We start from the raw sequence: 10,775 nt of genomic DNA, 5'->3' as shown, positions 1-10,775 counted from the left end.
TGCGCAAGTGCTCCGCCTCGACGGCGCCGCAAATACGAACTGTCACATCGCGCACCACCAATTCCATGCTGGGCGGCGATGCCGGGACGGCCGGCATTTGCGCTTGGTCCTCGCCAACTACCGTCACGGGCACAAGCCTTAGTTCTTCAACGGCCCCCGCCGCTCGCGCCTGCCGGCGCCAATAATGCAGCAGACCAAGGCCGACGCCGTTATCCCGCGAAACCTGCGCCACCGTCTTTCCGGAGGCGAAGCTTTCCGCAAGAATACGATCGCGCTCATCATCCGGCCATCGCTCGTGCCGACGCCGGACTGGCTCCAAACTAACGGTCAAACGCGAACTTGCACTGTGCGACGCACACGTCAAACCAACGTTTGGCACCGCATCAATTTCGTCAACCACTGCTCGAGCTCCTCAACGTCTCGCGCAGATCTACCCCTCAAAAACCAACCAGAATACGTGGGGTCGGTGCAGCGGTTACACCGTAACCGCTTGGCCTCCGAGACCTCCAGACCGCCATACTTGGCCTTCCAGTTGTAGATCGTCGCTTCCGATACCCCTTGGCGACGAGCCAGGCCGGCAGTCTTCGCGCCAGCCTCCTGCTCCTTCAGCACGCCGATGATCTGCTCTTCTGTGGACCTTGCTCGCTTCATTCGTCCGTCCTTCCATCAGGCCAGACTCTAATCAAGCTTGGAGGAAAATCCGGGGGTCACGTCATGACCACTGCCGACATCTCCGACAGCGCTGGCGCTCAAACGATCGTCGCGGCCGTTCGCAAGCGATGGCCCTGGCTCAAGCATTTGTTTGCCGACGGCGCCTACGATCGCACCCGTCTGATGGATGCCGCCGCCTATCAAGACGATCGACGAGCCAGGCGCCATCGAGGCCTCCACCAGCGCCAGTTTCTCATCCAAACTCCACCGCCGCCGCCTCTGCGCGCCGGAAAACACCGTCACCTGACCCACTGCACATCCCGTAGCCATGTGGCAAACCTCATTGCTTGCCACATGGCCAACCTCTCAGGACGCACCGATCAGCGATAGAAGGCCTTCGCCGGATGCGTACAGCTAAATTCTGTTTGCCAGCGGTGAAGCGTCAATGCTGATCCCAAGGCGGTGTCCTGAGAAGGAACGCAGGGACGAACGATCTGCGAAGGTAGTCAGATGGGCTACAAAGCCGACATCGGGTCAATGCAGCGTTCGCCTCTGTGAGACCCGATACGGCACGCCAAGGCTCCGGCCCGGCCAGTGCGGACATATCCATGAAATCCTCAAGGGATCACACCGCCAAGCTCTGCAATTACAGATCTACGCCCTCTTATGCTCGATAAAGGCAGCCAAAGCTGGGTCCCTGCCATTCACTAGGACAACGCTGTTTCCTGATGGGTCGCTTACGGGTTTTACAATAAAATCACCTTCCGACATGTCAATGACATTTCCAGAACAGTTCACATCAAGATCAACTGCAACATTAACCGGAAATCCCTTAATTCCAGATATAAAAGGAAGAACAATTCTACAATCTTTCGCTCGAGATAATTGAATCGCTGTTGATAGTTTGAAAAATACACCATGCTGTATGACATGTCCGCGGCCGGAAACTTTCAACCCAACATATGGCACTCGCCCATCATACAAATTAAAACATTCACAATCGGTCGCAACTATCGTATTTTGGCGTCCTGAAATATCAAACTGTACGCTACCTTTATTATTGAGACATTCAACTCGAGAAAAAATAGAATTAGCTACATTTTTTACTTTCAATCCACTCTGGCCATTATTACTAAATCTCGTAAAATCAAGATAATTGCAAATATTTTCTAAGCCGGTTGAATCTAAGACGCAACCGTTCTTGCCATTTTCAAAGGAGTTGACATTGACCATTGTCAGCCCTTCCGGATTAACAATGCAAATCCCATTTCCCGGATGATTACTGACACTGACGTCCTCGATAGACATCCGAAACGTGAAGTTTGCATTTGGTCCGGGCAAAATGACCAAGCCATCACCCGTCCCGCCGGTTCGACGGCTTGCAGCCCCAATGACGGAAAAATGAGCAAAGCGTAGATTCATGGCGGAGGAACAGACCATACCGTGCCCCTCAAGATGATCCACAAGCAAGGCGCTATGGGCGGCGCCGCTGCCTACAATTGTCACCTCAGCAGAAGGGATAATCAAAGGGCGGGTCAAGCGATAAGCGCCAGCACCCAGAATAAGCGTCAAATTACGCTGTCTACCTGCTATGAAGTTGACGCGCGTGACAGTCTTCAGCGCTGCCTCAAAGGCATCAGAACAATCAGTTATCCCATCAGCGATTGCGCCAAACATCTCTGGCATTATTGAGTGCGCGAATTGCAAATTCGAAGTCGAACTTACCGCTCCGGATGCAGGGGGCGATGACCTCTTTTGAGCAAGTGCCAGAGTCGACAATCCAGCCGCACTAGTGGCAGAACCCGCAAACAGCACTTTTCGGCGATCAATCGGAGGCATCTGACAACTTCCTTCGACGGTTTTATTCAAGCAACAATGACGAGACAAACCTGTAGGGTCTCGTGGTAATGAAACAAATTAAATTGTGCGTGCACGCGAGTTGAAGCGAGGAGAGTGCCTGCTTTTGATCTGTGCATAGGGTGCGTGACAATTTCGTTTGATCTGTCCGTTGCGAAGTTGTCCCAAGGTTACAATGACGATCAATGTGACTAGAAACTTGGGTGTGTACACGGCTCCATAGGCCATTCCCCAAACCAAAATAGCAGTAATTACAGGCAATATAGGACTCTGAACAGAAGAAGACACAAATCGATAAATTATAAAATTTCCGATTATAAATCCAGCCAAGCCAAAGCTTATAGCAAGATATGAGGGGGCATTAGCAATACTAATGCGCCAGTCCTTTTCCACTGCCTCCGGCGGCACGCCCAAGCGTAATTCCGTCGAAATAATTTCTTTTTTTGCAAGGTCAAGTCCCCCAGGACCAACTCCAAACAAAGGGTACTTTTTGAGGACTTCCACAGCCACCGCCATCGACCCGTATGTCCGAAATGTAGTACTGAAGTCCTGTCCTGAAGTGGCATTTTGCAGACGCGCATTAACAATATCGCCTCGCGTGAGCATGATGATAGAGGTGGCACAGACCAAGACGATTCCAACCATCACTCCAATTACTGTTCGATATTTCCTGTAAATAGGATCGGTAATCGCGGTAATAAATATAACCGGTATAAGGAAAATTATGATTGGACTTCTTACAATCAAGAACCCTGCAAATGTATAGCCCACGGCCAGTAGATAACGCACAAGCGTTCGACCTGACCAAATATACCCGGTAATTATTACAAACAAAGACATGGCAACAAAGGACGTCTCTGAAGTAAAGAATTTGGGTCGGTACCCCCCCATACCCATCTCACGATTTATGAGCATGCCGACATCTTGATTCGTAGGATAAACTACCTCTTGATAGCCACGGACTATTCCTTGCATTGCTGGAGATAATACCTCGAAGGAAAGCAAGCAAAGGTAAATGGGAATGACTATAGACAAAACCCCCCATAACCGTTCACGGCCAATCCGCAGTAACGCCCAGCTCGCGGAAAAACTTATCAGCAAGCCATAACCGATTTGCGCAAGAGAGTTTAGACGATTTATTAGCATTGTAGATAGCGATGGACTCAGCAAACAGAACAATGCCACTACACCAATCGGTATTGTTATAAATTGAATTAGGCGCTTCGAAAAGAAGCGTGGCTGCAAGAACATCAGAAGTACTCCTGGAGCAGCCGAAATCATTGGCAATGTTCCACCGCTGGGCAACACAACGTCGATCGCTGTATAAATTCCCAAGAACAATATCGCGGTAGCTACAATGGACAATACCGATAACGATTTGGCGACACCTATAACCGGAAGCCATGAAGACCCGATAGAATCTTTCACTTGGCTCCTCTCAGGAACAAAAGCCATTATGCCTGCCGATCCATTTGCTTTTGAAGATTTTGGTTCATTTCTGGCCAGTAATATTACACATCAATGTCGCCTTATGAAGCTCGAGAAAGATGCCGACGCCGCCGGGACTCGGATACTCGACAACTACCCGCCATCGCCGCCGCCTTCCTGTATCAAATGCAGCGCATTCGCCTCAGCAATTTCTAATTCCGGACTCAAGTCGCAAAGGCTAACGACGCTACTGCTGTTCAGCTTGGTCGGGAACGGCGGGAAAATGAGCTCTGCGCTCGATCTGCGACGGTGGGCGGCAGCTAATGCCAAACTCTAAAACTCCCATGCTTTGCGATCTGCATGATACGTTCCTACTCTTGCAAAATGATGGTATGCAACCATCGGAGATAGGAATCGAGAGAAACGGAGCCGAGTTGGCGGCAGAGTGAGGTGGTGCCGGAAATCTGCATAGGGTGCGAATCTGCTCCCGATCTAATAGTTTGGCACGGTGACAAGAACGGCAGGATAGCTGTAGAGCGATGACCGTAAGCTTCCGCCCCGTCTGGCCGCAGAGATAGACTGACTGCGGCGACGGCTTGGCCTTGTCCTCGACCTGATCCGTGAGTTGGACGCGGAAAGGGATGAGTTCCTTGCCACAGGCACAGACGATCTCTGTGGATGGCTCCCGCATTGCAAGCATAAAGTGATGATCTGGCCTTTGGCCGGGTGCAGTCGTCTGTCCGGCCTCACATGATGATTCCTCCGTCAATGGTCTTTCGCACTTGTGATCCGAGGTAAGCTCTCTTCCTACAGGGCCAGCCTTGCTAACCTCACATCCGGCGGGACGATGATCCCAACCACGGTCCCGCATTCGGGACGGGAGAGCTCGAGAAGAACGACACCACTCTGTGAAGACGGCATCAATGTACCACGCCGGACAACGGTGACGCTCCCTCGGTCACCGGGCCGCATCGCCGTCGCAGTGCTGCCCGATCTCAATAATTCATGCAGAGGCCGGCTTCATGACTGCGCCTTCTGGTACCACGCCATCTACGACGAAACGCCAAAAGGCGATGAGCAATTTGCGAGCAAGGGCGACGATCATGATTTTGCGGATTCGCCGCCCGTTGGGTTCTGCTCGTTCACGGAACCAAGCAACTTGCGCACTGCCCGGTTGGTAACGACGCCAAAGCCAGGCGAGCTCGACCATCAAAGACCGTAATCGGCAATTGCCAGCCTTGCAGATTCCTCTCTCACGTTCCACTGCACCACTACTGTAGGGCGTCGCAGCAAGACCGGCATATGATCCTAGCGCTTTGGAATTGGCGAAGCGCCTGGCGCGCGGTTCGCCGATCGCATTGGCATGCCGACCAGCGCAGACACAATGATCCGCCTGGTCCGGAATGACCGGCAGATGACGAAGGGATCGCCCCGGGTTCTGGGCGTCGACGAATGGGCGTGGCGGAAGGGTCATCGCTACGGCACGGTTTTGCTCGATCTGGAGACCAACAAGGTGCTTGACCTGCTGCCTGATCGTGAAGGCGGAACGCTTGCCGCCTGGTTGAAATCCAATCCCGGAGCCGAAATCATCGCGCGCGATCGTGGCGGCAGTTACGCCAAGGGTGCTCGTGAAGGAGCACCTCTGGCGCGGCAGGTCGCTGATCGCTGGCACATGCTGCGCAATTGCTCGGATGCAGTGCTCGCCGCGGTGGAAAAGCGCTACAGGCTCGTACGCGAAGTTCGGCGATCACTCGCGCATGACATGGCACCGATCAGGACACAGGACAGCGCCACAAGACCAGGGATGCCTCCGGCGGCCCTTTAAAAGCGAAACCACGGACGCCAACGTCGACAGGCCATGTTCGATACGGTTGTTGCCCTGCGCGAGAAGGGTTGGACCATATCGGCTATTGCTCAGGAAACCGGGCGAGACCGCAAAACGATCCGACAATGGCTCATGGATCGCCAGCCGGGACAATGGGAGCGGACATCCCGGCATCCTGCGAACGCCTTCGACGACTTCATCCGCGCGCGGTGGGCAGATGCCTGCCGTAATGCCACGCAGCTTTACCGGGAGGTTTGCGAGCGCGGGTATTCCGGCAGCGTGAAAGGATTCCGTCAGTGGGTGAAAATCCGAATCCGTGACGGGATTGAAGACGCTGCTCCTCGATCGTCATCGCCTCGACCCGCAAAAACCGATAGCGTTTGGACGGCGATGATGATTCATAGAGGGCGCGCGATCACGAAGGCCTGTTACGGATCCCAAGTCCCTGTTCAGTTTGAGCGATCACCTTGAGGCATTGTTCGGCACCGCGCGCCTCAATGACGTCAATCCCCTTGCCTGGTTTAGCGACGTCCTCGCTCGGATCGCCGATATCCCGCAGACCCGTCTCCACGAACTCCTCCCGTGGAACTGGAAGGCGGCTCAGCAGCGAAAGCTCGACGCGGAGCTCGCCGCCTGAATTACAATCACACCGGATCCTTGGGGCGCGCGCAGAACAATTGACGAAGCAGCTGCTCGCAGCGCTCCAGCCCGACGGGCGTGAGCACCACCGACTTCGCTTTACCCACGGGATCGTGAATCCATCCTCGATCGTGCAGCCGCCCCAGTGCGCTCCAATCGAACGACTTCCAAGCTCGGCATGTGCCCGAAATCCTGTTTGCATCGTGTAACGTCAGGAACATCAATGCGAGGGTCGCCGCGTCAATACGGTGGGTATCGATATCCTGCTCTTCCATAAAGCCGCTCCTCGCGGCTCCGCCTATAGTTTCGCGATTCGTCCCCTTCCGCCCGGACCGGGGTGCCACCCCGGTCCGGGCAATCCAACATGACCCAAGCGGTCGGCAATGTCATAAAACAGCGCTTTACGTTTGGGCCTTAAGTTGGACACAAATTCGTTGACGTGTCGCTCTACAGTGACGAATAGACCCGATCTAGCGATTGGGCTGGCACAGGATCCGGCGTGTTTTTAGCGCCTATTCTCCTATGTCAGCCATTGCATAATTATGCTGCACGAGGCCCCCACACTATGAAAATTGCAGTTTTTGGTCTGGGCTACGTTGGCCTCTCGAACGCAGCTCTACTCGCCCAGCGCAATCAAGTTGTGGCAGTGGATCTCATGGCGGAACGCGTTAACTTACTAAATGCGCGCAAATCCCCGATCATCGATGCCGAGCTGGAAGATTTTCTAGCTACACGAGAGCTTGATCTTATTGCGACACTGGATGCCGAGAGCGCTTTGAGAGGCGCGGTGTATGTGATTGTTGCCACCCCCACCAATTACGATCCCGAAACGAATAAGTTCGATACCACTTCAGTGGAAGCCGTAATCCGCGCAGCCACCGCAATCAATCCTGAGGCCACCATTGTCGTCAAATCCACTGTCCCTGTTGGATTTGTGGATGAAATCCGCGAACGCCTTGGATCTGAACAAGTCATCTTCAGCCCCGAATTCCTCCGAGAGGGTCGTGCGCTCTATGACAATCTGCACCCCTCGCGTATCATCGTGGGCGAACGATCCGAGCGCGCCCGGATCTTCGCAGATCTTCTGCGCGACGGCGCCATCAAAACCGATATTGAAGTATTGTTTACCGATGCTCGCGAAGCGGAAGCGATAAAGCTGTTTGCCAACACCTATCTCGCTATGCGCGTCGCATTTTTTAACGAACTAGACAGCTACGCCATCGCGGGGAGCATGGATACGCGCCAGATTATCAACGGAATTGGCCTCGACCCCAGGATTGGCGCTCATTACAACAATCCCAGCTTTGGTTACGGGGGCTATTGCTTGCCAAAAGATACGAAGCAGTTGTTAGCGAACTACTCCGACGTTCCGCAAAACCTGATACGAGCAATTGTCGACGCCAATCGCACTCGCAAGGATTTTCTTGCCGACCAGATCATCGCGAAGAAGCCCAGAAAGGTCGGCGTTTTCCGGTTGGTGATGAAGGCAGGATCCGACAACTTCCGGCAGTCTTCAATCCAAGGCATCATGAAGCGCATCAAGGCAAAAGGCATCGAAGTGATCATCTATGAGCCCTCTATGCAAGCCGATGAGTTTTATGGCTCCAAGGTTCTGCGCGATCTTGCGGGCTTCAAGCGAGAGTGCGACGTCATTATCGCCAACCGCATGACCACTGACATCAACGATGTGAAAGACAAGGTCTTTACGCGCGATCTGTTTGGATCCGACTGATCAAAGCGCCTGAATCCGCTGGCATGTAGCATGGAAGCTGAATCTGACGCAGTCGCTGCGGTGCCTAAATGGTTAGAATTCATTCCTGCAATTGCGTAATGGCGAACTACGCGGTAGTCCTTATTGCGCTGCAACATATTGGAAGAGAATCATGAGCGGACCGACCTACGATCTTGCCGGCAAGAAAGTTTACGTTGCGGGACACAAGGGTATGGTCGGGTCAGCTCTTGTCCGCCGCCTTGCTGCCGAGAAATGTGAAGTCATCTTCCCCGCAACGCGCGTGGATTTGCGCGAGCAATCCGCCGTCCGGGACTGGATGAATGCCAGTCGTCCGGATGCCGTCTTGGTTGCCGCCGCGAAAGTTGGCGGGATTCTTGCGAATGACACGTATCCGGGGCAGTTTCTCTACGATAACCTGATGATCGAGGCCAACGTCATCGAAAGCTCGCGGCAGGTTGGTGTCGAAAAGCTGCTGTTCCTTGGATCATCGTGCATCTACCCAAAGTTCGCGGAACAACCCATCACTGAAGGCGCCCTGCTGACAGGTCCGCTCGAGCCCACGAATGAGTGGTATGCAATCGCCAAGATTGCAGGGATCAAGCTATGCCAAGCCTACCGCGAGGAATATGGCTTGGACTACATTTCGGCGATGCCCACTAATCTTTACGGCCCCGGAGACAATTTCGACCTTACATCCAGTCACGTCATGCCCGCCCTCATCCGTAAGGCGCATGAGGCAAAGCGCGTAGGCGCCTCCTCGATAGAAATTTGGGGAACCGGATCGCCGCGAAGGGAGTTTCTGCATGTCGATGATCTGGCAGATGCATGCGTCATGCTGCTGAAGAATTATTCGGGGCACGAGCACGTTAACATCGGTTCCGGTGAAGATGTGACGATCATCGAACTGACAGAGATGGTGATGAAGGCAATCGGCTTTGATGGCGAGATCATCAAGGACGAGACTAAACCAGATGGGACGCCGCGAAAGCTCATGAGCGCCGACAAACTGCGTTCGATGGGGTGGCGTCCATCAATCGGGCTTTTCGAAGGAATTCAATCCGCTTACGATTGGTTTCTTGAAAACAAGTCGGCCATGGCCTGATGCGGATCCTGTTTCTCGGACTGAATTACGCTCCTGAGGAAATTGGCATTGGTCTCTACAGCGGAGACATGACCAAAGCCTGGGTGAGAGCCGGTCACGAAGCACGCGCGGTCGTCGCAGTCCCCTACTATCCTGCTTGGAAAGTCCATGCCGCCTATTCCGGTAAAGGCTGGCAGCGATCGGTGGAAGGCGGCGTCGATATTACCCGCTGTCCTATCTACGTGCCTGCCAAACCAAGCGGCATGCGTCGGTTGCTTCACCACGTGTCGTTTTTGGCGACAGCACTGCCTACGATGTTGGCTGCGGCGCTGGGGCGCAAGCGGCCAGACCTGGTTTTCACGGTTGCCCCTTCGCTTATTAGTGCTCCTGTCGCCTGGCTGGTGTCCCGATTGAGCGGTGCCCAATGCTGGCTCCACATTCAGGACTTCGAAATGGAGGCGGCACTTGCGACGGGTCTCGTTGGCGACGGTGGGGCGGTCGCCAAGCTGGGGCGAAGGTTCGAACAACGCGTTATCGGCCTGTTCGATCATGTCAGTTCAATCTCGCCGCAGATGTGCGCCAAACTGGCCGAGAAGGGTGTGCCCCGTTCTCGCATTCATGAATTGCGCAATTGGGCCGATATCGCGGCGATCACCCCCTATCAGGGACAGTCGCCTTACAGAGCGCAATGGGGGGTTACGACGCCTTACGTAGCACTCTATTCCGGCAATATCGCGAACAAGCAAGGTATAGACATCGTGCTTGATGCCGCGCGCCTGCTACGTCATCGTAACGACCTGACCTTCATAATATGCGGTCAGGGGCCGAACCGCGCCGCGCTGGAAGAATTGGCCAGCGATCTTACCAATATCCAGTTTCATGACCTTCAGGATCGCGAGCGCCTCAACGAACTGCTGGGTTTGGCGACATTACATCTTATGCCGCAACTCGCGGGTGCAGCCGATTTGGTCTTGCCTTCGAAACTGACGAATATGCTCGCATCGGGTCGGCCTGTCGTGGCCACTGCCGAACCTGGCACTGGTTTGGCCGAAGAGATCGTCGATTGCGGGATCATTACCCAACCTGGTTCTGCGAAGGCGTTTGCGGAAGGGATCGAGTCCCTGCTCGATAATCCGGTCCTTGCAGCGCACTATGGGGAAAACGGCCGTCAGCGGGCGGAGAAGCGTTGGGCCAAGGATCAGATACTCGCACGCCTGGATGCGGAGCTGGTCGATGTGGTCAATGCATCGAAGTTGCCTCACCGAATCGACACCGAGCGTTCGGCCGGCGCTACTTGAAGAAGGCGCGAAACTGGGGCTTCCCATCGACTGCACGCTGTTTGTGATTCGGGGCGCTGGGCTTTTTTCCAGTCGCACTTAAAGTGTTAACTGCCTGACAGTACCACAGTGCTCTTCGAGACCAATGCGCCCCGGCACATGCAGATCCCTTGAAACGAGACCCAGCGGAAACTGCTCGTTATTTTCTCCTGCACCGAGAGAGGCTAGCTAGTCGGCCGTGAACAATGCGATGTTCGTTTCGGCGACGGGTAGATTGCGTCCGAT

10 protein-coding genes and 4 pseudogenes are annotated in these 10,775 nt (G+C 54.2%); 8 read left to right on the top strand and 6 right to left on the bottom strand.

From position 1 onward, the window contains the following. Both PKE80_RS25060 and PKE80_RS25055 read right to left on the bottom strand, forming a co-directional pair. On the bottom strand, nucleotides 1–400 hold a 400-nt coding region (locus tag PKE80_RS25060), incomplete at its 3' end, for a transposase (protein WP_271184806.1). Nucleotides 401–480: 80 nt separating this feature from the next. Then, nucleotides 481–651, bottom strand: a pseudogene (locus tag PKE80_RS25055) (transposase); the annotation flags it as partial. A gap of 63 nt (nucleotides 652–714) precedes the next feature. Between PKE80_RS25055 and PKE80_RS25050 the strand changes: the two are divergent. Beyond that, nucleotides 715–858, top strand: a pseudogene (locus PKE80_RS25050) (transposase); the annotation flags it as partial. A 447-nt stretch (nucleotides 859–1,305) separates the two neighbouring features. On the opposite strand, the gene PKE80_RS25045 reads toward PKE80_RS25050, so the two are convergent. Together PKE80_RS25045 and PKE80_RS25040 are read right to left on the bottom strand one after the other, a co-directional pair. Then, entirely contained in the window at nucleotides 1,306–2,337 is a 1,032-nt protein-coding gene (locus tag PKE80_RS25045; protein ID WP_271184805.1) for a hypothetical protein, read from the bottom strand. A 231-nt stretch (nucleotides 2,338–2,568) separates the two neighbouring features. After that, on the bottom strand, nucleotides 2,569–3,873 hold the full coding sequence (locus PKE80_RS25040) for an O-antigen ligase family protein (protein ID WP_271184804.1): 1,305 nt from the start codon (nucleotides 3,871–3,873) through the stop codon (nucleotides 2,569–2,571). Here PKE80_RS25040 and PKE80_RS25035 point away from each other — a divergent pair. Then, nucleotides 3,866–4,273 carry a hypothetical protein gene (locus PKE80_RS25035; RefSeq protein WP_271184803.1) on the top strand — a complete coding sequence of 136 codons (408 nt, stop codon included), beginning with the start codon at nucleotides 3,866–3,868 and terminating at the stop codon, nucleotides 4,271–4,273. The two genes, PKE80_RS25040 and PKE80_RS25035, sit on opposite strands and share 8 nt — an antisense overlap. Before the next feature lie 666 nt (nucleotides 4,274–4,939). On the opposite strand, the pseudogene PKE80_RS25030 reads toward PKE80_RS25035, so the two are convergent. Beyond that, a pseudogene (locus PKE80_RS25030) lies at nucleotides 4,940–5,275 on the bottom strand (transposase); the annotation flags it as partial. Between the two features lie 45 nt (nucleotides 5,276–5,320). On the opposite strand from PKE80_RS25030, the gene PKE80_RS25025 reads away from it, so the two are divergent. The 3 genes and pseudogenes from PKE80_RS25025 to PKE80_RS25015 all read left to right on the top strand — a co-directional run. Then, on the top strand, nucleotides 5,321–5,761 hold the full coding sequence (locus tag PKE80_RS25025; protein ID WP_271184802.1) for a transposase: 441 nt from the start codon (nucleotides 5,321–5,323) through the stop codon (nucleotides 5,759–5,761). Nucleotides 5,762–5,794: 33 nt separating this feature from the next. Further along, entirely contained in the window at nucleotides 5,795–6,232 is a 438-nt protein-coding gene (locus tag PKE80_RS25020; protein ID WP_271184801.1) for a hypothetical protein, read from the top strand. 13 nt (nucleotides 6,233–6,245) lie between these two features. Continuing rightward, nucleotides 6,246–6,398, top strand: a pseudogene (locus tag PKE80_RS25015) (transposase domain-containing protein); the annotation flags it as partial. A 7-nt stretch (nucleotides 6,399–6,405) separates the two neighbouring features. Here PKE80_RS25015 and PKE80_RS25010 read toward each other — a convergent pair. After that, the gene (locus PKE80_RS25010) at nucleotides 6,406–6,675 is read right to left on the bottom strand and encodes a DUF6429 family protein (protein WP_271184800.1); all 270 of its coding nucleotides are present in this window, start codon (nucleotides 6,673–6,675) and stop codon (nucleotides 6,406–6,408) included. Between the two features lie 290 nt (nucleotides 6,676–6,965). On the opposite strand from PKE80_RS25010, the gene PKE80_RS25005 reads away from it, so the two are divergent. From PKE80_RS25005 to PKE80_RS24995, 3 genes are all read left to right on the top strand, one after another. Beyond that, the gene (locus PKE80_RS25005) at nucleotides 6,966–8,132 is read left to right on the top strand and encodes a nucleotide sugar dehydrogenase (protein ID WP_271184799.1); all 1,167 of its coding nucleotides are present in this window, start codon (nucleotides 6,966–6,968) and stop codon (nucleotides 8,130–8,132) included. Between the two features lie 151 nt (nucleotides 8,133–8,283). Next, nucleotides 8,284–9,234, top strand: a complete 951-nt coding sequence (gene fcl / locus PKE80_RS25000; RefSeq protein WP_271184798.1) for a GDP-L-fucose synthase — start codon at nucleotides 8,284–8,286, stop codon at nucleotides 9,232–9,234. Then, on the top strand, nucleotides 9,234–10,511 hold the full coding sequence (locus PKE80_RS24995) for a WcaI family glycosyltransferase (RefSeq protein WP_271184797.1): 1,278 nt from the start codon (nucleotides 9,234–9,236) through the stop codon (nucleotides 10,509–10,511). Before fcl ends, PKE80_RS24995 begins: the two co-directional genes overlap by 1 nt. The last annotated feature ends 264 nt before the right edge of the window (nucleotides 10,512–10,775 follow it).

The organism is Novosphingobium resinovorum (assembly GCF_027922145.1).
GTDB lineage: Bacteria > Pseudomonadota > Alphaproteobacteria > Sphingomonadales > Sphingomonadaceae > Novosphingobium > Novosphingobium resinovorum.
Note: the sequence above shows the minus strand (reverse complement) of the source record. Positions and strands in the feature narration are given on the sequence as shown.

Coding starts and splice junctions, on each gene's coding strand:
- PKE80_RS24995 (WP_271184797.1), top strand. CDS start 9,234: ATGCGGATCCTGTTTCTCGGACTGAATTACGCTCCTGAGGAAATTGGC.
- PKE80_RS25005 (WP_271184799.1), top strand. CDS start 6,966: ATGAAAATTGCAGTTTTTGGTCTGGGCTACGTTGGCCTCTCGAACGCA.
- PKE80_RS25010 (WP_271184800.1), bottom strand. CDS start 6,675: ATGGAAGAGCAGGATATCGATACCCACCGTATTGACGCGGCGACCCTC.
- PKE80_RS25035 (WP_271184803.1), top strand. CDS start 3,866: ATGGACAATACCGATAACGATTTGGCGACACCTATAACCGGAAGCCAT.
- PKE80_RS25045 (WP_271184805.1), bottom strand. CDS start 2,337: ATGCCAGAGATGTTTGGCGCAATCGCTGATGGGATAACTGATTGTTCT.
- PKE80_RS25020 (WP_271184801.1), top strand. CDS start 5,795: ATGTTCGATACGGTTGTTGCCCTGCGCGAGAAGGGTTGGACCATATCG.
- PKE80_RS25025 (WP_271184802.1), top strand. CDS start 5,321: ATGATCCGCCTGGTCCGGAATGACCGGCAGATGACGAAGGGATCGCCC.
- fcl (WP_271184798.1), top strand. CDS start 8,284: ATGAGCGGACCGACCTACGATCTTGCCGGCAAGAAAGTTTACGTTGCG.